Source organism: Actinomycetospora aeridis, assembly GCF_037400275.1.
Taxonomy (GTDB): Bacteria; Actinomycetota; Actinomycetes; order Mycobacteriales; family Pseudonocardiaceae; genus Actinomycetospora; species Actinomycetospora aeridis.
In genome coordinates this window covers 328,589-349,536 of sequence record NZ_JBBEGL010000005.1, presented here as the reverse complement: position 1 = coordinate 349,536, position 20,948 = coordinate 328,589, and the positions used below count along the sequence as shown (strand labels likewise).

At 75.3% G+C, this 20,948-nt stretch carries 16 protein-coding genes; 9 read left to right on the top strand and 7 right to left on the bottom strand.

Translation table 11 applies throughout. The features are described from left to right. Positions 1-14: 14 nt before the first annotated feature. The 5 genes from WCD41_RS19835 to WCD41_RS19815 all read left to right on the top strand — a co-directional run bounded on the left by WCD41_RS19835 (position 15) and on the right by WCD41_RS19815 (position 5,634). Positions 15-935 carry a TIGR01777 family oxidoreductase gene (locus WCD41_RS19835; RefSeq protein ID WP_337715544.1) on the top strand — a complete coding sequence of 307 codons (921 nt, stop codon included), beginning with the start codon at positions 15-17 and terminating at the stop codon, positions 933-935. Between the two features lie 165 nt (positions 936-1,100). Beyond that, entirely contained in the window at positions 1,101-2,960 is a 1,860-nt protein-coding gene (gene dnaK, locus WCD41_RS19830; RefSeq protein WP_337715543.1) for a molecular chaperone DnaK, read from the top strand. Positions 2,961-3,100: 140 nt separating this feature from the next. Beyond that, a complete protein-coding gene (gene grpE / locus WCD41_RS19825) occupies positions 3,101-3,850 on the top strand; it encodes a nucleotide exchange factor GrpE (RefSeq protein WP_337715541.1) in 750 nt (249 codons plus the stop codon). Between the two features lie 51 nt (positions 3,851-3,901). Next, positions 3,902-5,158 (top strand): DnaJ C-terminal domain-containing protein, encoded by a 1,257-nt coding sequence (locus WCD41_RS19820; protein ID WP_337715538.1) that lies wholly within the window; start codon positions 3,902-3,904, stop codon positions 5,156-5,158. Continuing rightward, the gene (locus WCD41_RS19815) at positions 5,155-5,634 is read left to right on the top strand and encodes a heat shock protein transcriptional repressor HspR (RefSeq protein ID WP_373695159.1); all 480 of its coding nucleotides are present in this window, start codon (positions 5,155-5,157) and stop codon (positions 5,632-5,634) included. Before WCD41_RS19820 ends, WCD41_RS19815 begins: the two co-directional genes overlap by 4 nt. A gap of 4 nt (positions 5,635-5,638) precedes the next feature. Here WCD41_RS19815 and WCD41_RS19810 read toward each other — a convergent pair whose 3' ends face one another. Next, on the bottom strand, positions 5,639-7,117 hold the full coding sequence (locus WCD41_RS19810) for an FAD-binding oxidoreductase (protein WP_337715536.1): 1,479 nt from the start codon (positions 7,115-7,117) through the stop codon (positions 5,639-5,641). Positions 7,118-7,453: 336 nt separating this feature from the next. Here WCD41_RS19810 and clpB point away from each other — a divergent pair, with 336 nt between their 5' ends. Next, positions 7,454-10,051 carry an ATP-dependent chaperone ClpB gene (clpB, locus tag WCD41_RS19805; protein ID WP_337715534.1) on the top strand — a complete coding sequence of 866 codons (2,598 nt, stop codon included), beginning with the start codon at positions 7,454-7,456 and terminating at the stop codon, positions 10,049-10,051. A gap of 126 nt (positions 10,052-10,177) precedes the next feature. After that, on the top strand, positions 10,178-11,260 hold the full coding sequence (locus WCD41_RS19800; RefSeq protein WP_337715532.1) for a class I SAM-dependent methyltransferase: 1,083 nt from the start codon (positions 10,178-10,180) through the stop codon (positions 11,258-11,260). Here WCD41_RS19800 and WCD41_RS19795 read toward each other — a convergent pair. Then, positions 11,245-13,803 carry a PEP/pyruvate-binding domain-containing protein gene (locus WCD41_RS19795; protein WP_337715531.1) on the bottom strand — a complete coding sequence of 853 codons (2,559 nt, stop codon included), beginning with the start codon at positions 13,801-13,803 and terminating at the stop codon, positions 11,245-11,247. The genes WCD41_RS19800 and WCD41_RS19795 overlap by 16 nt on opposite strands. Beyond that, positions 13,803-14,252: a MarR family winged helix-turn-helix transcriptional regulator gene (locus WCD41_RS19790; RefSeq protein ID WP_337715529.1), complete on the bottom strand. Its 450-nt coding sequence runs from the start codon at positions 14,250-14,252 to the stop codon at positions 13,803-13,805. The genes WCD41_RS19795 and WCD41_RS19790 overlap by 1 nt, the downstream gene beginning before the upstream one ends. 97 nt (positions 14,253-14,349) lie before the next feature. Here WCD41_RS19790 and WCD41_RS19785 point away from each other — a divergent pair, with 97 nt between their 5' ends. Then, positions 14,350-17,232: an ATP-binding protein gene (locus WCD41_RS19785; protein WP_337715528.1), complete on the top strand. Its 2,883-nt coding sequence runs from the start codon at positions 14,350-14,352 to the stop codon at positions 17,230-17,232. 96 nt (positions 17,233-17,328) lie between these two features. Then, on the top strand, positions 17,329-17,706 hold the full coding sequence (locus tag WCD41_RS19780; RefSeq protein WP_337715526.1) for a hypothetical protein: 378 nt from the start codon (positions 17,329-17,331) through the stop codon (positions 17,704-17,706). A gap of 82 nt (positions 17,707-17,788) precedes the next feature. Here WCD41_RS19780 and WCD41_RS19775 read toward each other — a convergent pair whose 3' ends face one another. From WCD41_RS19775 to WCD41_RS19760, 4 genes are read right to left on the bottom strand one after another with little or no spacing between them, the layout of a single operon-like run. Then, positions 17,789-18,445: a response regulator transcription factor gene (locus tag WCD41_RS19775; protein ID WP_337715524.1), complete on the bottom strand. Its 657-nt coding sequence runs from the start codon at positions 18,443-18,445 to the stop codon at positions 17,789-17,791. Further along, positions 18,442-19,947, bottom strand: coding sequence for a sensor histidine kinase (locus WCD41_RS19770; RefSeq protein ID WP_337715522.1), 1,506 nt, complete (start codon positions 19,945-19,947; stop codon positions 18,442-18,444). Before WCD41_RS19770 ends, WCD41_RS19775 begins: the two co-directional genes overlap by 4 nt. Continuing rightward, the gene (locus WCD41_RS19765; RefSeq protein WP_337715521.1) at positions 19,916-20,149 is read right to left on the bottom strand and encodes a hypothetical protein; all 234 of its coding nucleotides are present in this window, start codon (positions 20,147-20,149) and stop codon (positions 19,916-19,918) included. The genes WCD41_RS19770 and WCD41_RS19765 overlap by 32 nt, the downstream gene beginning before the upstream one ends. A gap of 56 nt (positions 20,150-20,205) precedes the next feature. Continuing rightward, positions 20,206-20,877: a TetR/AcrR family transcriptional regulator gene (locus WCD41_RS19760; RefSeq protein WP_337715519.1), complete on the bottom strand. Its 672-nt coding sequence runs from the start codon at positions 20,875-20,877 to the stop codon at positions 20,206-20,208. Positions 20,878-20,948: the final 71 nt, after the last annotated feature.

The following is a 20,948-nucleotide window of genomic DNA, read 5'->3' as shown; positions in this document are numbered from 1 at the left end:
CCTACGCTGACTGCGTGACCGACCCGACCCCGGTGGTCGTCACGGGCGCGAACGGCTGGATCGGCGCCCGGGTGGCCGCCGCCCTGCACGCGGCCGGGCACACGGTGACCGGCGTGTCCCGTGAGCCCGCCGTGGCCGCCGACGCCCACCCGGGCTGGTCGTGGGTCGGCACGGGCGACGATCTCGACGAGGCCGTGACGGCCGCGGGGGCGGTGGTGAACCTCGCCGGCCGGAACGTGTTCGAGCAGCGCTGGACACCGGAGTACGTCGAGGTGATGCGGCGCAGCCGGGTCGACGTCACGCGACGCGTCGTGCGGGCGCTGGCCCGCCGCGACGGGCCGGGCGTGCTCGTCAGCGGCAGCGGCTTCACCGTCTGCGGGGACGCGGGGGACACCGAGCTGCCGGACGACGTCCCGGCGTCACGCGATCTCGTCCTGGGCGACGTGTACGCGGACTGGGAGGAGGCGGCGCGCGGAGCCCCGCCGACCGTCCGCGTGGTCGTCGCCCGCATCGGGGTCGTGCTCGGTCCCGCGCACGGCGCCTTCGAGTTCTTCCGCCGCCCGTTCGCCGAAGGGCGCGGCTGCGTCCTGGGCGCCGGGACGCAGTGGGTCCCGTGGGTGCACGTGGACGACGTCGTGGGGCTGCTGGTCGCGGCCCTCGGGGACGACCGCTGCGCCGGGGTCCTCAACGTCGTCGCCCCGACGCCCGTCCGGCACAACGAGCTGGCGGCCGAGCTGGCCGTGTCCACCGGCGCCGTGTGCGGCGTCCCCGAGGCCGCCGACGCGGTCCGCGACCGCCTGGGCCCGGCGGCGGAGATGATCGTGACGAGTCAGCGCATGGTGCCGCGCCGGGCCCTGGAGCTGGGCTACCGCTTCCACGCACCCGATCTGGGCGCCGCCGTGGCCGAACTCGCGCCGCCGATCCGAGGAAGTTGAGCCCACCGGGAACAAGTCGGTGAGATGCTCCGTTGGTCGGGATGACACACTTGAGCGCGAGAGACTCAGGTCAGGTTTGCGAGGATGGCCTCGCAGGGCAGACACTTGAGCGAGCAGCACTCAACGACACCCCGGAATCCACGGGTCTCGAGAGGAGACACGAGCATGGCGCGAGCGGTCGGCATCGACCTCGGCACGACCAACTCCGTGGTCGCCGTCCTGGAGGGCGGCGAGCCGACGGTCATCGCGAACTCGGAGGGCAGCCGCACCACCCCGTCGGTGGTGGCCTTCGCCCGCAACGGTGACGTCCTGGTGGGCCAGTCGGCCAAGAACCAGGCCGTCACCAACATCGACCGCACCATCCGGTCGGTCAAGCGGCACATGGGCACCGACTGGTCGGTCGAGATCGACGACAAGAAGTACAGCCCGCAGGAGATCAGCGCCCGCACGCTGCAGAAGCTCAAGCGCGACGCGGAGGCCTACCTGGGCGAGGAGGTCACCGACGCGGTGATCACCGTCCCGGCCTACTTCGAGGACGCGCAGCGCCAGGCCACCAAGGAGGCCGGCCAGATCGCGGGCCTCAACGTGCTGCGCATCGTCAACGAGCCCACCGCGGCGGCGCTGGCGTACGGCCTGGAGAAGGGCGAGACCGAGCAGACCATCCTGGTCTTCGACCTCGGTGGCGGCACCTTCGACGTCTCGCTGCTCGAGATCGGCGACGGCGTGGTCGAGGTGAAGGCCACCAACGGCGAGAACCACCTCGGTGGTGACGACTGGGACGAGCGGATCATCAGCTGGCTCGTCGACAAGTTCAAGAACTCGCAGGGCATCGACCTGTCCAAGGACAAGATGGCGATGCAGCGTCTGCGCGAGGCGGCGGAGAAGGCCAAGATCGAGCTCTCCAGCTCCTCGTCCGCGGGCATCAACCTGCCCTACATCACCGTCGACGCCGAGAAGAACCCGCTGTTCCTCGACGAGACGCTCTCGCGCGCCGAGTTCCAGCGGATCACCTCCGACCTGCTCGACCGGTGCCGCAAGCCGTTCAACCAGGTGATCAAGGACGCCGGCATCTCGGTCGGCCAGATCAACCACGTGGTGCTCGTCGGCGGCTCCACCCGCATGCCCGCGGTGCACGACCTGGTCAAGGAGCTGACCGGCGGCAAGGAGCCGAACAAGGGCGTCAACCCCGACGAGGTCGTCGCCGTCGGCGCCACGCTGCAGGCCGGCGTGCTGCGCGGTGACGTCAAGGACGTCCTGCTGCTCGACGTCACCCCGCTGTCCCTCGGCATCGAGACCAAGGGCGGCGTGATGACCAAGCTCATCGAGAAGAACACGACGATCCCGACCAAGAAGTCCGAGGTCTTCACGACGGCGGAGAACAACCAGCCGTCGGTCCAGATCCAGGTCTTCCAGGGCGAGCGCGAGATCGCGGCCTACAACAAGAAGCTCGGCATGTTCGAGCTCACCGACCTGCCGCCCGCCCCGCAGGGCGTGCCGCAGATCGAGGTCAGCTTCGACATCGACGCCAACGGCATCGTCAACGTCTCGGCGGTCGACAAGGGCACCGGCAAGTCCCAGCAGATGACCATCACCGGCGGCTCCGCCCTCTCGAAGGACGAGATCGACCGGATGGTTGCCGACGCCGAGGCCCACGCCGACGAGGACCGCAAGCGCCGCGAGGCCGCCGAGGTCCGCAACCAGGCCGAGACGCTGGTCTACCAGACCGAGAAGTTCATCACCGACAACGACGAGAAGCTCCCGTCGGACGTCAAGGAGAAGGTCCAGGCCTCGGTCGCGGAGCTGAAGACCGCGCTCGAGGGCGAGGACACCGAGGCGATCAAGGCCGCCTCGGAGAAGGTCGCCACCGAGTCCCAGCAGCTCGGCCAGGCCCTCTACGCCCAGCAGCAGTCCGAGGGCGGCGACGCCGCCGGTGCGGCCGGCGCCGAGGGCGCGACGGGCTCGGCCCAGGCCGACGACGTCGTCGACGCCGAGATCGTCGACGACGAGAAGGACAAGAAGGACTGACACCGTCCGGCGGGGTCGCGGCGCGGGCCGCCGCGGCCCCGCCGGTGCGGGTCCGTCCGCTCGTCGGAGAACGACCACACAGCCCTGATCACCGTCACCGACCCCGCGACGCCGGGGCGGAGCCTCTCGAGGAGGTCACAGTGCAGGATCCGGTCGTCGGCCAGAACGGCGCCGACGCCACCGATGTCCCCCCGGCCGACGTCGCCACCGACTCCAGCGTCGGCGGGGTCCCCACCTCCGGTCGGGACGCGGGCGGCACCGCCCAGCCGGACGGCGCCACCGACGGCGGTGACACCGCGGCGCCCGAGGGCGCGGCGACCATCGCCGGCGAGGCCCGCGCGGCGGAGTCCGCGGCGGCAGCGTCGGCCGCGGCCGCCGACGGCGGTGCGGGTGACGGTGCGGGCGACCCCGAGCTGGAGCGGGTCCGCGGCGAGCTCGCCGAGCGCACCGCGGACCTCCAGCGGGTCTCGGCCGAGTTCACCAACTACCGCCGCCGCACCGAGCGCGAGCGCGAGTCCACCGTGGCGGGCGCCAAGGCCTCCGTGGCGAACGAGCTGCTCACCGTCCTCGACGACGTCGAGCGCGCGCAGAACCACGGCGACCTGACCGGCCCGTTCAAGGTCGTCGCCGACCGGCTCACCGAGACCCTGCAGCGTGCCGGGCTCGAGCCGTTCGGGACCGAGGGCGACGCGTTCGACCCGTCGGTCCACGAGGCCGTCGCGCACGAGACGTCGTCGGAGGTCTCGGGGCCGACCGTCACCACGGTGATGCGGCGCGGCTACCGCTTCGGCGACCGGGTGCTGCGCGCCGCCATGGTCGGGGTCACCGACTCCGACGGTTCCGCCCCGGCGGACACCTCGTCCCAACCGGCTGACGCCGGCACCTCCTGAGGGCGATCCTGACCACCACACCCCCCACACCGCGGAAGGAGCAGTCCGGCCATGAGCGCCCGTGACTGGGTCGAGAAGGACTACTACCGCGAGCTGGGCGTGGCCAAGGACGCCTCCGCGGACGACATCAAGAAGGCGTATCGCAAGATCGCCCGGGAGAACCACCCCGACGCCAAGCCCGGCGACGCCAAGGCCGAGGCCCGGTTCAAGTCCGCCGGCGAGGCGTACGGGGTGCTCTCCGACACCGAGAAGCGCCAGCAGTACGACGAGGCCCGGACCCTGTTCTCCGGCGGCCGCTTCGGTGGCTTCGGTGGGGGCCGGGGCGCCGGGGCGGGCGCCGGCGGCACCGGGTTCTCCGGCGGCTTCGACGTCGGCGACCTCTTCGGCGGCGGGGCCGGGCGCGGGGGCCAGCCCGGGGCCGGGGGCCTCGGTGACCTGCTCGGCGGGCTGTTCGGCGGCGGGGCGGGCGCCCCGCCCGGCGGCCCGACGCCGGGGATGGGCGGCACCCGCCCCCGCGAGCAGCGCGGCGCGGACGTCGAGACCGACGTGCGCATCGACTTCTCCGAGGCCGTCGGCGGCACGACGCTGCCGCTGCGCCTGGCGTCGCCGACGCGCTGCACCAACTGCGGCGGCAACGGCGCCAAGCCGGGCACCAGCCCCCGTACCTGCCTGACCTGCGGCGGCGCCGGCGTGGTGTCGCGCAGCCAGGGGGCGTTCGCGTTCAGCGAGCCGTGCCGCGACTGCTCGGGCACCGGCGCGATCGTCGACGACCCGTGCCCCGAGTGCGGCGGCGACGGCGTCAGCACCCGGTCGCGCACCCTCACCGTGCGCATCCCCGCCGGTGTCGACGACGGGCAGCGCATCCGCCTCGCCGGCCAGGGCCAGCCCGGCAGCCGCGGCGGACCGGCCGGCGACCTGTTCGTGGTCGTCCACGTCAACCCCGACGACCTCTTCGGCCGCTCCGAGCGCAACGCCGACGACCTCACGCTCACCGTCCCCGTGACGTTCCCCGAGCTGGTCGACGGCACGACGATCACCGTGCCGACGATGGACGGCAAGGTCTCGCTCAAGGTGCCCGCGGGCAGCCAGAGCGGACGCACCCTGCGGGTCCGCGGGCGCGGCGTGCGCCGCAAGGACGGCCGCACCGGCGACCTGCTGGTCACCGTCGAGCTCTCGGTCCCGCAGCGGCTGAGCGGCGAGGCGCGCGAGGCGCTCGACGCCTACGTCCGGGCCACCGCCGACCACGACCCCCGCGCCGAGCTCACCCGGCGCGCCGAGGCCGCCGCACGGAGGGAGACGGCGTCGTGAGCGGGAACGAGCGCGGGCCGTGGCCGGCCCCGCTCGGCGCTGCCGCCCTGCCGCCCCTGCCGGCGTGGGCCGACGAGGACACCCCGGTCTTCGTGATCTCCGTGGCCGCCCAGATCGCCGGGATGCACGCCCAGACGCTGCGGTCCTACGACCGCATCGGGCTCGTGACCCCGGGCCGCGCGAGCGGCGGCGGCCGGCGCTACTCGGTGCGCGACATCGCCGTGCTCCGCGAGGTCCAGCGGCTCTCGCAGGAGGACGGGGTCAACCTCGCGGGCATCAAGCGCATCATCGAGCTCGAGCGTGAGGTCGGTGCCCTCACCGACCGGCTCGCCGAGGTCACCGAGGAGCTCTCCCGCTGGCGCGCCGCCGCCGAGCAGGCCGCCCGCAACAGCGCCGACGGCGGCAGCGACCGCCTGCCCGCGCGTCGCACCCAGTCGGTGGTCGTCTGGCAGCCCGGCCCGCGCCGGCGCGACTGACCCGCTACTCGGTGAACGGGTCGTACGTGATGCGGTCGAGCCCGACGCCGTCGACGAGCAGCGCCGCAGCCGTCGCGCGGATCATCCGCGGCGAACCGGAGAGCAGCACGTCGTGCTCCGACCAGTCCCCGCTGCGCACGACCGCCTCGGGCAGCACGCCCGGCAGCGTCCGCTCGTCGAGCGGGTCGTCCTCGCACACGGCGGCCACCGCGAGCCACGGGTGCCGGTCGGCCAGCTCGGTCAGCCGGTCGAGCACCGTGAGGTCCTGCGGCACCCGCCCCCCGAGGAACACCGTGCACGGGCGCGGCCGGGCCCACCGGGCCATGTCCTCGCACAGCGCGAGCACGGGCGCGCCGCCCGTGCCGCCGGCGACCATGAGCACCTCGCGGGTGCTGCGCGGGTCGAGGCCCAGCCGCCCGGCGGGGGGACCGAGCCGCCACCGGTCGCCCTCGCCCGCGTGCGCCACCATCGCCCGGCTGACCCAGCCGCCCTCGACCGCGCGGACGTGGAACTCGAGCAGCCCGTCGGGACGCGGCGCGGTCGCCGGGCTCAGCGGGCGCCACATCCGCGGTCGCTGCGGGATCTCGACGGTGAGGTACTGGCCCGCGCGGTGCGGCACGGGGCTGTCGGGCGCGACGTGCACGACCGCCAGGTCCCGGCCCAGCCGCCGGTGGCCCACCACCGTGCCCCCGGTGACGGCCGGCGTCTCGTGGGCGTTCGCGGCCCGGACCGCCTGCTCCATCGGCCCCGCCGCCAGCGAGAACGCGTGGACCCACGCGTGCTCGGTGGCCTCGTCCCAGGAGCGGCCGAACCGGCGCATCGCCCCGATCAGCGCGACACCCAGCGCCTCGTACTGCTCGGCCCGCAGGCCCAGTGCGCGGTGTTCCCGCACCAGCGACGCGAGCATCGCGTCGAGCTCACCGGGACGGTCGACGGTGCTCATCGGCAGCACGAGCGAGCGCAGCAGGCGGCGGGCGGGGTCGGTGACGCGCGCAGGGAACAGCGCGCGGACCTCCGGCGCGAGGCTGAACAGCAGCGCCGCGAACCAGTCGGCCAGCTCGTCGGCCCGTGGCTCGACCTCGGTCCACGTCTGCCGGACCCGGCGGGCGGCGTGCTGCTCCGGGGTCTCGGGTAGAGCGGGTGCCACGGGTGCCGCGGGGGCCGGGCTCTCGGCGGGGGCGGGCGGCGTCGCGGGGACGTGCGGCTCGAACAGGGAACCCGGCGCCGGGGCTTCCGGCTGTGGCTCGGGCTGCGGTTCCGGCTGTGGCTCGCGCTGCGGCTCGGGGGCCGACCCGTTCGGGGTGCCGTCCCGGGCCACGTGCCGTCCCGGCCGGACGATCGGCGTCGTGGGCGGCGGCGGGACGGTGCGGACCGGGGCGAGGCGTCTCGGTCCGCTCGCACCGCGCCGCGCCGGAGCCACCCGGCCCGTGGAGACCGGGTCCGGGTCGGCCGGACCGTCTCCGGACAGCGGCTCCGCGGACATGGACGGCGTTCCTCCTCGACCCCCCGGCGCGGGAACCAGGTACCCGCGCGTCACGGTCATCATGACAGCCCGCAGCGAGTCGTCACGCAGGGTCCCCAACGGGGCCTCGTCGTTCGGCCCGGCACGTGCGCCGGACGGTGGTTGGACACACGCTGAGCAGCGACGACGGTCCGATTTGCCGCGCTTCCCCGTCGTTGCACTGGGTGACCGGTCACCGGGACGAGGTGAGGGGAAGAAATGACGCTGCGACAGAGTTGAGCTAGGCAGACTCAAGTTACGGCGAGCGGCTTGGTGGGCCGCCCGTCACCACCTCGTCGATGCAGGAGGACACACCCGATGGACTTCACCCCCACCACCCGCACCCAGCAGGCGGTGTCGAACGCCGTGCGCGCGGCCACCGTCGACGGGCACCCGCAGGTCTCGCCGGCCCACCTCGCCTCGGCGCTGCTCGACCAGACCGACGGGCTCACCGAGCCGCTGCTGCGCGCGGTCGGGGCGGATCCGTCGGCCGTCCGCCAGGACGTCGGGAAGGTCCTCGCGGGCCTGCCGAGCGCGAGCGGCTCGAGCGTCGCGGCGCCGCAGTTCGACCGCGAGATGGCGCGGGTGCTCCAGCACGCCCAGCAGCTCGCCGCCGACATGGGCGACGAGTACGTCTCCACCGAGCACCTGCTGGTCGGGCTCGCCGCGGCCGGCGGGCGCACGGGCGACGTGCTGACCCGGCACGGCGCCACGCCCGAGGCCCTCAAGGAGGCCTTCACCAAGGTCCGCGGCTCGGGGCGCGTCACGTCCGCCGACCCGGAGGGCACCTTCCAGGCCCTGGAGAAGTACGGCCAGGACCTCACCGAGCGCGCGCGCTCGGGCGACCTCGACCCGGTGGTCGGCCGCGACGCCGAGATCCGCCGCGTCGTCCAGGTCCTCTCCCGGCGCACCAAGAACAACCCCGTGCTCATCGGCGAGCCCGGCGTCGGCAAGACCGCGATCGTCGAGGGGCTCGCCCAGCGCATCGTCGCGGGTGACGTCCCGGAGTCGCTGCGCGGCAAGCGCGTCGTCGCCCTGGACCTCGGTTCGATGGTCGCGGGTGCCAAGTACCGCGGCGAGTTCGAGGAGCGGCTCAAGGCCGTCCTGCAGGAGATCACCGACTCCGCGGGCCAGGTCATCACGTTCATCGACGAGCTGCACACGATCGTCGGGGCCGGTGCCACCGGCGAGTCGGCGATGGACGCCGGCAACATGATCAAGCCGATGCTCGCCCGCGGCGAGCTGCGCATGGTCGGCGCGACGACGCTCGACGAGTACCGCAAGCACATCGAGTCCGACCCGGCGCTGGAGCGCCGCTTCCAGCAGGTGCTGGTCGGCGAGCCGACCGTCGACGACACGGTCGGCATCCTGCGCGGGCTCAAGGAGCGCTACGAGGTCCACCACGGCGTGCGGATCACCGACGCCGCGCTCGTCGCCGCGGCCACGCTCTCCGACCGCTACATCACCGCGCGGTTCCTGCCCGACAAGGCGATCGACCTCGTCGACGAGGCCAGCTCGCGGCTGCGCATGGAGATCGACTCGCGGCCGGTGGAGATCGACGAGGTGGAGCGCGCCGTGCGCCGCCTCGAGATCGAGGAGATGGCGCTGGACAAGGAGTCCGACCCGGCCTCCCGCGAGCGCCTGTCCGCGCTGCGCGCCGAGCTCGCCGAGCGCCGCGAGGAGCTCGCCGCCCTCACCGCGCGGTGGCAGGGCGAGAAGGACTCGATCGACTCGTCGCGGGCGCTCAAGGAGCAGCTCGAGACCCTGCGCGGCGAGTCCGAGCGCGCCGAGCGCGACGGCGACCTCGGCCGGGCCGCGGAGCTGCGGTACGGCCGCATCCCCGCGCTCGAGAAGGAGCTCGCCGCGGCCGAGGCGGCCACCGCGGAGGCCGGCGCGGTCATGCTCAAGGAGGAGGTCGGCCCCGACGACGTCGCCGACGTCGTGTCGGCCTGGACCGGCATCCCCGCCGGGCGCCTGCTCGAGGGCGAGACCGCGAAGCTCCTGCGCATGGAGGACGAGCTCGGCCGCCGGGTCGTCGGCCAGGCCGAGGCCGTCCGGGCCGTGTCGGACGCCGTGCGCCGTGCCCGCGCCGGGATCGCGGAGGAGGACCGGCCGACCGGGTCGTTCCTGTTCCTCGGCCCGACGGGCGTCGGCAAGACGGAGCTGGCCAAGGCGCTGGCCGCGTTCCTGTTCGACGACGAGCGGGCGATGATCCGCATCGACATGAGCGAGTACGGCGAGAAGCACTCCGTCGCCCGCCTCGTCGGCGCCCCGCCCGGCTACGTCGGCTACGACCAGGGCGGCCAGCTCACCGAGGCCGTCCGGCGCCGCCCGTACTCGGTGGTGCTGCTCGACGAGGTCGAGAAGGCCCACCCGGACGTCTTCGACGTGCTCCTGCAGGTCCTCGACGACGGGCGCCTCACCGACGGCCAGGGCCGCACGGTCGACTTCCGCAACACGATCCTCGTGCTGACCTCGAACCTCGGCTCCGCCGCGCTCGTCGACACCTCGCTCGACGACGACGGCCGCCGGGACAAGGTCATGGAGGTCGTGCGGCGCTCGTTCAAGCCGGAGTTCCTCAACCGGCTCGACGACGTCGTGGTGTTCCACGCGCTGTCGACCGAGGAGCTGACCTCGATCGTCGACATCCAGCTCGAGCGCCTCGGTGCCCGCCTGGCGGCCCGGCGCCTGACGCTGGCGGTCAGTGACGCCGCCCGCGAGTGGCTGGCGCTGCAGGGCTTCGACCCGATCTTCGGTGCCCGGCCCCTGCGCCGGCTCGTGCAGTCGGCGATCGGCGACCAGCTCGCCAAGGCCCTGCTCGCCGGCGACGTCCGCGAGGGCGACACGGTCGCGGTCGACCTCGACGAGCAGGGCGACGCGGGCACCGGCGCGCTGGTGGTGTCGCGCGCGGCCTGACGTCACACCCGGTACTGAGCGAAGGGCCCCTTCGATCGGATAGATCGACCGAGGGGGCCCTTCGCTCGGTCGCGGTGACAGCGGGACGGCAGCGGGCCGACAGGCTCCGGCGCGACGGTTCCCGGCATGACGACGATCGAGAACCCTCGGACCACCGACGCCTGCGCCGAGACCGTCTTCGGCTGGATCCTCGGGATGGAACAGACCGCCGCGCTCTACCTCGGCGACCGGCTCGGCTGGTACCGGTCGCTCGCCGAGGAGGGGTCGGCGACGGCGCCGGAGCTCGCCGCGCGCACCGGGACCGCGGCCCGGTACGCGCGGGAGTGGCTGGAGCACCAGGCCGTGAGCGGCATGCTCACCGTCGACGACCCGGCCGCCGCGCCCGACGCCCGCCGCTTCGCGATGCCCGCCGAGCACGTCCCGGTGCTCGCGGACCTCGACAGCGAGGCCGTCCTGACGCCGTTCGCGCGCATCCTCGTCGCGACCCTGCGCCGCGTCGACGACCTCCTCGAGGCCTACCGCACCGGCGGCGGGGTCAGCTGGGAGACGTTCGGCGACGACGCGCGGGAGGGCCAGGCGGCGCAGAACCGTCCGCTGCTGCGCGACGCGCTGTGCCGCGACCAGCTGCCGCTGCTCGGCGACGTCGACGCCGCCCTCCGGGCCGGCGGCCGGGTCGCCGACGTCGGTCTCGGGGAGGGCTGGTCCGCGATCGGCATCGCGCGGGCCTACCTGGCGGCGACCGTCGACGGGTTCGACGTCGACGCCGCCTCGGTGGACGCCGCGCGCCGGCACGCGGCGGAAGACGGCGTCGCGGACCGCGTGACCGTCCACCACGCCGGGATCGAGACGGCCGCGGCCGGCGCCTACGACCTCGTCTGCGCCTTCGAGTGCGTGCACGACATGCCCGACCCGGTGGCGGTGCTGGCCGGGATGCGCCGCGCCGTCGCCCCGGGCGGCACCGTGCTGATCATGGACGAGAAGGTGGCGGACGCCTTCGCGCCGGACGGCGACGAGATCGAGCGGCTGTTCTACGGCTTCTCGCTGCTCTGCTGCCTGCCCGACGGGATGTCGACGCCCGATTCGGTGGGCACCGGCACCGTGATGCGCCGCGACACGCTCGAGTCCTACGCCCGGGCGGCCGGGTTCTCGACGGTCGAGGTGCTCGCGGAGCTCGACCACGAGATCTTCCGCTTCTACCGGCTCTGCTGATCGTCGACAGGTTCCACTCGTCCGCTGGTGCCGTCCACGCGCACCCACGCCACGTCGGCGAGGCGGGCCACCGCGTCCCGGACGCCCACGACGGCCGGCAGCCCGTACTCGCGGGCGACCACGGCGCCGTGGGAGTTCGACCCGCCCATCTCCATCACCAGCCCGCCGGCGGTGAGGAACAGCGGCGTCCACCCGGGATCGGTCGACGGGCAGACGAGCACGTCGCCGGGCTCGAGGTGGGCGCCCTGGGGGTCGGTGATCACGCGGACCGGGCCGGTCACCGTGCCGGCCGAGGCCGGGACGCCGGTCAGGGCGCCGTCCGGGGCCTCGCCGCTGTCGGCGAGCGCCTCGGGCTCGGTGCCGTCGGAGAGCACGATGCGTGGCACGTGGCGACGGCGCAGCTCCCGGTCGTACGTCGCGCGCCGGGCGCGGACCACGGCGCGGCGATCGACGGCCTCGCGGGCCTCGGTGAGGCTCAGGAAGAAAACGTCGTCGTCGCTGTCGAGGTGACCGGCGGAGGCCAGCTCGGCGCCGACCGCGGCGAGCTCGGCCCGGGCGGCGGCCAGCACCGTGACCAGCCAGTACTTCGGCAGCTCGCGCAGGCCGACGAGCGCGCGGGCGCGGTGCAGCGCGACCGTCACGACCCGCCCGCGCAGGCCGCCCAGGCGTCCGGCGAGGGTCGCGACCGTCGCCTCGGCCTCCGCGGTGCTGCGGGTGAACACGGCGTCCGGGGCGCGCCCCGGGTCGTCGAGGCGGACGTAGTTGGCCAGTACGCCGAGCAGGTGGGCCGGGTCCTCGGACCACCGCGGCAGGCCCAGGTCGATCTCGGCGACCGCGCGGCGACCGTGGACGGCAAGGAAGGCGTCGAGGCCGGGCGGGCGTCCGCCCGCGGCCAGTACGGCGAGCGCGGCGGGGTCGTCACGCAGGCGCGCCGCCAGGTCCCACAGCGCGAGGTCCATCTCGGTGGTGACGTTGTGCGGCAGCCCCCGCAGGACCGTGCCGAGCTCGCCCGGCCGTGCCCGGTCGCCGAGGAGCTTCGCGGCGAGCCCGAGCGCGAGGAACCCGGCGGCCGGGGCCGGCGCGATGCGCGGGGCCATCGGGGCGAAGGCGTCGGCGAGCATCCACCGCGCGCGGTCGACCCGTTCCGCGCGGGACGCGCCGGGGGGCGACGGCAGCGTCGCCTCGGCCGCGCTGACCAGGGCGAACGCGCGTGCGCGGGCACGGGCGGGGCGCACCCATGCGTCGACGACGTGCACCGGGATGCGGTAGCGGAGGGCGACCCGGCCGATCCGCCGCAGCGCCGGCAGCGGCGAGCGCCGCGTCACCGACAGCTCGGGGCGGTCGAGCTGGGTGGCGACGACCTCGGCCGAGCGCCGCTCCATCACCCCGAGCACCCCGCGGACCCCGGCCCGCCCGACGCGGCTGCGCAGGACGTCGGTGAGGTCGACGAAGCTGCGCCCGCCCGCCTCGGACAGCATCGGCGGCCCCGCCTCGGGAGTGTCGACCGGCGTGCCGAGCAGGCGGGCGACGCTCGTCCCGAGGTGCCGCGCCGCGGAGAGCCCGGCCGGGGTGAAGGGCCGGAACACGCCCTGCGCGACGTTGGCCGACAGGAACAGGCGCAGGCCGGGGCGTCCGGGGACCAGGGGGTACAGCGTGGTGATCGGGCGCGACTGCGTCAGCCACGCCGTGCCGTCGCCGTCGACCGCCCACTCGGTGTCCTGCGGCGCCCCGAACAGCGCCTCCGCCCGCTGCCCGAGGGCGACCAGGGCGCCGACGTGCTCGCCGTCCAGGGGGGATGCCCCGGAGCCGGTGACGGTCTCGGTGCCCCCGCCCGCCCGGGGGAGGACGAGCGAGCCGCCGGTGCCCGCGCGCCGGGTGACCGTGCCGTCGGGGTCGACGACGAGGTGCTCGGGATCCACCGACCCGGACACCACCGACTCGCCGAGCCCGGGCGCGGCGTCGATCACCGACTGGCCGCGCCGTCCGGTGACCGGGTTCGCCGTGAACAGCACGCCCGCCCACCGCGCGTCGACCATCCGCTGGACGACGACGGCGAGGGCGACCGAGGCGTGGTCGATGCCCTGGGCCCCGCGGTAGGCGACGGCCCGGTCGGTCCAGAGCGACGCCCAGCACCGGCGGACCGCCTCCAGGACCGCGTCCGGCCCGACGACGTTGAGCTCGGTGTCCTGCTGGCCCGCGAAGCTGGCGTCGGGCAGGTCCTCGGCCGTCGCCGACGAGCGCACGGCCACCGGCCCCTCGGGACACGCGGCGCGCACGGCGTCCGCGACGTCGTCGGGGACCGGGACGGCGAGGACGGCGGCGCGGGCCTTCTCGGCGAGGACGTCGGTCCCGTCCGCCAGCAGGGCGTCGAGCGCCGTGCCGACCGCTCGCCGGTAGGCGTCCGTCGTGACGCAGACGCCGCCGGGGACGGGGAGGCCGGCGCGGATCAGCGCCGCCAGGTTGGACGCCTTGCCGCCGACGCGCCCGAGCGTCGCCGGGTCGTCGGGGTCGATCGCCTCGAGGGGCAGCACCAGGTCGGTCATCACGGCCTCTTCTCCTGCCGGGCCGCGTCCCCGAGCAGGGCCATCGCGCGTCCCACCAGGGCCCGGTCCGCGGGGTCGAGGCGGTTCATGATCTCGAGCTGGGCGTCGGCGCGGGTGCGTTCGAGGCGGCGCAGCAGGCCCCCACCGTCCTTGGCGATCGCGACCAGGCGGACCCGCCGGTCGGTGGGGTGCTCCTGGCGCTCGACGAGCCCGCGCCGCACGAGGGCGTCCACCAGCCGGCTCGTGGCCGAGACCGACCGCCCCACCCGCTCCGCCAGCGTGCCGAGGGGCACCGCCTCGCCGGAGTCGAGGACGTAGAGCGTCGCGAGCTGGGTCATCGACAGCTCGTCACCGCCGTCGACGGCGCCGAGCAGGTCGAGCAGGAACGCGGGGATCATTGCGCGCCGCATGTCGCCGAAGCTGGTCGCGAGGCGTTCCCGCTCGTCCATCGTCTCTTCCTTGCATTCGTGCAACGAGTGCATTGATGCAAGCACCCGTCCGGTCGGGGGTCAAGGGGCGTTACGCTCCCGCCGCAGGTGGTGGGGCGTGACGAGCGTGCTGCGGGTCCTGGGTGCGATCGCGGTCGACGACGTCCCGGTCCGCTCCGCGCGGGTGCGGCGGCTGCTCGCCGTCCTCGCGCTGGAGCCCGGACGGGTGGTCCCGGTCGACCGGCTGGTCGAGCACGTGTGGCCCGACGAGCCGCCCGAGCACGGCGAGGCCGCCCTGCACAGCCTGGTCGCCCGGGCTCGTCGGGTGCTGCCCGGCGGCGTGCTGGTCACCCGGCCGCCGGGGTACGCACTCGCACCGGAGGTGCTCGACGCGACCGCGGTCGTCGTCCTCCGGGACCGGGCGCGGGCCGGGGGCGCCGTCGACCTGCTCGACGAGGCCCTCGCGCTCTGGCGAGGACCGGCGTTCGCCGAGTTCGCCGACGAGGACCCGTTCCGGCCGGTCGCCGCCCGCCTCGACGAGCTGCGCGCCGACCTCGAGGACACCCGCGCCCAGGCCGACCTCGACCTCGGCCGCCCCGGCGACGCCGTCGCCCGCCTCGAGGAGATGGTGGCCGCGACGCCGCTGCGGGAGCGCCGCCGCGAGCTGCTGGTCGATGCGCTGCACCGGGCCGGGCGCCCGGGCGACGCCCTCGCCGCCGTCGCCAACTACCGCCACGTGCTCGCCGACGAGCTGGGCCTCGACCCGGGCCCGGAGATCGGCCGGCTCGAGGCGGCGGTGCTGGCGGGAGCGCCCCCGCCGTCGCCTCCTCCTGTCGCAACCCCTGTGGCAGCGAACGCGCCGTTCGTTGCGCTAGAAGCAGCGAACGGCGCGTTCGCTCCGTCGTCGATAGGGCCGACGGGGCCCGCGGGGCCCGCGGGGCCCGCGCTGCTCGGCCGGGAGGCGGCGTCGGCGGGCGTGGCGGCGGCGATCGGGGACGGGCCGGTCACCCTCGTCGGCCCCGGCGGGGTCGGGAAGACGGCACTCGCCCGGCACGTCGCCACCACGGTCGGTGCGTCGTTCCCCGACGGCGTCGTCGTCGCCGAGCTCGCGACCGTCACCGCGGGCGCCGAGGTCGCCCCCGCGGTGGTGGCGGCGCTCGGCGCGCCCGGGGCGTCGGGCACCGACGTCCACGCCGTCCTGCGCGGCCGGCGGATGCTGCTGGTGCTCGACAACGCCGAGCACGTCGTCGACGCCGTCGCCGCGCTGGTGGCCGGTCTGAGCGCCGGATGCCCGACGGTCGCGGTGCTCGCGACGAGCCGCGAACCCCTCGGCGTCCGCGGCGAGCGGCTCCGGCCCGTGCCGCCGCTGGCCGACGACGCCGCGGTCGCGCTCTTCGCCGAACGCGCGGCCGCCGCCGACCCGGAGTTCGCCGTCTCGCCGACCAACCGGGACGCGGTGCTCGAGGTGTGCCGGCGCCTCGACCGGCTCCCGCTGGCCATCGAGCTCGCCGCCGCCCGGATGCGGGTGCTCTCACCGGCGGAGCTCGCCGCCGACCTCCCCGTCCAGCGGCGCTTCCTGCGCAGCCCGCACCGAGGTGCCGACGGGCGCCACCGCACGCTGCACGCGGTCGTCGACTGGTCCTACCGCTTGCTCGACGTGCGGGAGCAGGCGGTGCTCGCCCGGCTCGGGGTGTTCGCCGGCAGCTTCACGCGCGAGGCCGCCCGCGCCGTGGTCGGCGAGCCGGACCTCGACGGTGTCCTCGCCGACCTCGTCGACAAGTCCCTGCTCACGGCGTCCGTCGACCACGCCGGGAGGGTGCCGTCGCGCTACGCCCTGCTCGAGACCGTCCGGGCCCACGCCCGCGAGCGCCTCGACGAGACCGGCGACACCGCGACGCTGCGTCGCCGCCACGCCGAGCACGTCCTCGCCGTCGTGGCGCGTGACGGCCTCCTCGCCGGACCTGACGCGACCTGCCGGCTCGCGGCCGTGACCGCGGAGTGGGACGAGGTCCGGGCGGCCGTGGCGTGGACCGGCCGGCACGCGCCCGGGCTCGCGGCCGCGATCGTCGGCCTGCTGGTCGACGTCGCCGAGGTCCGCATGACCCCGGAGATCTTCACGTGGGCGGACGAGCTGCTGGCCGGCGGGGAGCCCGGAGCGGCCGTGCACGCGGTCGCCGCGGGCGGGGCCCGGTTCGCCGGCGACCTGGAGCGTGCCCGGGCGCTCGTCGCCGCCGGGCGTGCCGCGGCCGCACCCGGTGACCGCGCGGCGGCGGTCCTCGCCTACCTGCAGGCCGAGCTGGACCTCTTCGCCGGGCGCCCGGACGACTGCGCGGAGGCGGCCGCGGAGTCCGGGCGCCTCGCCGGCCCGGGCGACCGGGTCGGGGTCCTCGCCCACGGCTCGCGCCTCCTGGCCGTCGCCTACGGCGGTGACCTCGCCACGGCCGTCGCCGACGCGGAGGCGCTCGAGACCGCGATGCGCACGGCCGGCGACCCCCTGCTCGCGCCGTGGGTCGCCTACCTCGCCGGCGAGGTCCGCGCCGACACCGACCCGGCGGCGGCGCTCGCCCGGGTCGAGGAGGCGGTGCGGCTCGCCCGGGACGTCGGCGAGCAGTACGCGCTGGGGGTCGCCCTGGTCACGCTCACCTCGCTGCGCGCCCGCGCCGGGGACACCGCGGCCGCCGCGCGCTCGGCCCTCGCGTCGCTGGAGCACTGGCGCGGCACCGGCAACCGCACCCACCAGTGGGTCGGCCTGCGCGGGGTCGCCGAGATGCTCGCCGACACCGGCCACGACGAGCTCGCCGCGGAGCTCCTCGGCGGGCTCGGGACCCGACGCTCGGGCGGACCGCTCTACGGGCCCGACGCCGCCCGGCTCGCCGCCCTGCGCGACGCCCTCGCCGCGCGCCTCGGCGACGACGCCCTCGCCCGCGCCGAACGCCGCGGGGCCGCCCGCGACGACGACGGCCTCGTCGACCTCGCGCGCGACGCCCTCCGCCCGCCATGAGAGGGCCCTCATGACGGTCTCCCGAGGACCTCACGGGCGCCGCCGACGCTGGTCGGTGCCGGGCGAGAGACGCCCGCACCGGACACGGAGGCCGTCATGACACGCACCCGCTCCCTGCTCATCGTCGCCACCCTCGGCGGCGCGCTGGCCCTCACCGGCTGCGCGGCCACCGAGGGCGCGCCGATGCCCGTCGCCGTCTCGGTGCCCGCGGTGCCGGGGTCGGGGCCCGCGCTGCCGATCCCCGCCGCCCCGGTCGCGCCCGTGGATGACGACGACGACGATGACGACGGCCGACTCGACCGCGACGACGATGATGACGACAACGACGGCGTCCTCGACCGCGACGACCTCGACGACCGGGGCGACGACGATGACGACCTCGACGACGACCTGGACGACCGCGACGACGACGGCCCCGGTGACGACGACGGCCCCGGTGACGACGACGGTGACGACGACGGCTGGGACGACTGAGGCGCCTCGGCACGGGTTACTGGCTGGTATCTCTCGCCAGGCGAGAGATGCCAGCCAGTAACCGCAAAGGATCCGCCCGGCGTCAGCTCAGCCGGTACCCCATGCCCCGCACCGTCGTGATCCTCTCGGCGCCGAGCTTGCGCCGCAGGTAGCGCACGTACACGTCGACGACGTTCGAGCCGGGGTCGAAGTCGTAGCCCCAGACACGCGAGAGCAGCTGCTCACGGGACAGCACCTGACCCGGGTGACGGAGGAACGTCTCGGCGAGCACGAACTCGCGCGCCGACAGGTCCACCGTCGCCCCGTCCACGGTCGCCTGCCGGGTGCGCAGGTCCAGCGACAACGTGCCGTGCCGCAGCACCGTCACCTCCCCGGCGCCGGCGTCGGCGAGCCGGCGGCGCACCCGCGCCAGGAGCTCCTCGAAGCGGAAGGGCTTGGCCATGTAGTCGTCGGCGCCGCCCTCGAGCCCCGCCACGGTGTCGGCGACGCTGTCCCGCGCGGTGAGGACGACCACCGGCAGTCGCGAGCCCGAGGCCCGCAGCTCGGCGAGGACCGCGAACCCGTCGAGCCCCGGCAGCCCGATGTCGAGCACGAGCAGGTCGTGGTGGCCGCCGAGGGCCTGGTCGCGGGCGGCGAGACCGTCGTCGACCACCGTCGTCGCGAACCCGGCCGACCGCAGGCCCTTCTCCACGAACGACGCGATCCGCGGTTCGTCCTCGGCGATGAGGATGCTGCTCACCGCACCTCCGATTCGGCACGCAGGGGCAGGACCAGGGTGAACGTGGCGCCGGGGCCGCTCTGGCCGGGCAGGCCCGTGCCGACGCCGTCGGAGACCTCGACGTGACCACCGTGCGCGCCGGCGATCGCGCCGGCGATGGCGAGCCCGAGGCCGGCCCCGTCCGAGCGCCGGGCCGCGCCGGAGCCGCGGGCGAAGCGGGCGAAGATGCGCTCCCGGTCGGCGGCCGGGACACCGGTCCCGGTGTCGGCGACCCGCAGGCGCAGGGTCGCGTCGTCGGCGGCCGCGCCGAGCACGATCCGGTCGCCCGGCACGGTGTGGTGGGCGGCGTTGTCGGCGAGGACGAGCAGCGCCTGGGTGACGCGCTGGGCGTCGAGGTCGGCGAGCACGGCCTCGGGCGCCCCGACGAGCGCCCACTGCCGGTCGGCGAGCCCCGACGCCTTGCGCAGCGTCTCCTCGAGCAGCGCGGGCACCTCGGTGGGCGCGCGCCGGACGAACTCGGGCTGTTCGGCCTTCGCGAGCACGAGCAGGTCGGACACGATGCGGTTCATCCGCTCCAGCTCGTCGTCGACCAGCCCGACGGTCGCGCGCACGTCGGCCGGGTCGTCGACGTCCACCACCTCGAGGTGGCCGCGCACGATCGTGATCGGGGTGCGCAGCTCGTGCCCGGCGTCGTCGACGAAGCGCCGTTGCGCCCGCGCGCCGTCCTCGACGCGGTCGAGCATCGCGTTCACCGCGCGGACCAGGGCGCCGAGCTCGTCGCGGGTGTCGGCGCCGGCGTGGATGCGCGCGGAGAGGTCGGTCTCGGTGATGGCGCGGGCAGTGTCGGCGACGTCGCGGACCGGGCGCAGGATGCGGCCCGCGACCAGCCAGGCGGCGACGGCGGCGAGCACGGCGGTCGCGGCACCGGCCGCCACCATGAGCAGCGCGGCGTCGTCGGCGGCCGAGCGTTCCTGGTCGGCGAAGTACGCGACGACGATGACCCCGCGCGCCGGGTCGCCCGCCAGCGTGACGGGCACGGCGATGTAGCGGACCTCGCCCGCCGCGCTCTCGTAGCGCGCCTCCACCGGCGCCGGCACCGACCCCGCCAGCCGCGCGAACCCCGGGTCGCCGGCCAGCAGCACGGGGCTCTGCTGGCGGCTCTGGTACCGGAAGACGCCGTCGAGGTAGCCGAGGAACTTCTCGTTGGGCCGCGCGAGGTTGTAGGTGATGGCGGTCTGGAGCACCTGGTCGACCGAGGCGAACGGCGCGCCGTCGGTCGGGCTGCGGCCGGAGGCGGTCAGCGCGGTGAACTCCTCGATCTCGGTGCGCAGGGCAGTGTCCATCCGGGCGTCGGTGGCGCGGATCAGCAGCTGCCAGGTGACGACGGTGACCACCGCGAGGCTGCCGAGCACGAGCAGCAGCACCCAGGCGACGATCCGGACGCGGGCGCCCCGGGCACGCAGGAAGCCGACGGGGTGGGCGACGGAGTGATCAGCCGTCGTCACCGTCGTCGGCGCCGTCATCGTCTCCCTGCTCCCCGGCGGGCGGCGGCGCCACGGTCCCGTCGTCGTCGTCCTGCTCGGGCGCCGGGGCGGGCGCCCCGCCCGGCACCGACGGCACCGACACCGGGGCCGGCAGCGGGGCCTCGCCGGACGTGTCGCACGCGGTCGCGCCGACCGCGAGTCCCGCGAGCACCAGCGCAGCGGCGAGCGTCGAACGAGCCATGCGGCCAGTCTCGTCGACCCGGATGAGCCGGACGTGGTGCCGGGATGAGAACGGTCTCATCGTGTGTCCGGTTCCCCCGGACCTCGAGAGCCGGGCACTGCGTGTCGCGCGTGCACGGTCAGCGCGGCCTCCTCGACCGCCCGCGCCACGCTCGCCGCGTCCGGGTCCCAGTCGAGCAGCAGCATCCGGGGCCAGAGGACGTAGTTGGCGATCATGCCGAGGAATTGGGTGGTCACGAGGTCGGCGTCCCGGAACTGCAGGGTGCCGGCGCGCTGTTCGGCGAGCAGGTGGTCGCGCACCGAGTCGAAGAACGGCATCTTGCCCAGGTCGAAGTGCGTGCGCCCCAGCTCGGGAAAGCGCGGGAGCTCGGCGATGACGATACGGAACAGGTCGGCCATGCCGGGGCGTGTCAGCAGGTCCGCGTACCGGGTGCCGAGTGTCGACAGGGCGGTCAGGGGATCGCCGGGCACGGGCGGGGCCTGCTCGTCGTCGGTGGCCCACGACGTGGTCACCATGGCGCTGAACAGCTCGGCCTTGGTCGGAAACTGCTTGAACAGGGTGGCTCGCGAGACCCCGGCCTCGGCGGCGACCTTCGCGAGCGAGGTGCCGTCGTAGCCGAGGTCGAGGAAGAGCCGCCGCGCAGCACCCAGCAGCGCCGCGCGATTCCTCCGGGCGAGCTCGCGGTGGTAGCGCGCCGCTCCCGTCTGCGTCGGCTCGTCCTCGTCCATCACACGCCATCCTGCCGCAGGCCGGGCTCGGAGTCGAGTCACTTGACTCACCTCCGACCGAGTGGTTGCCT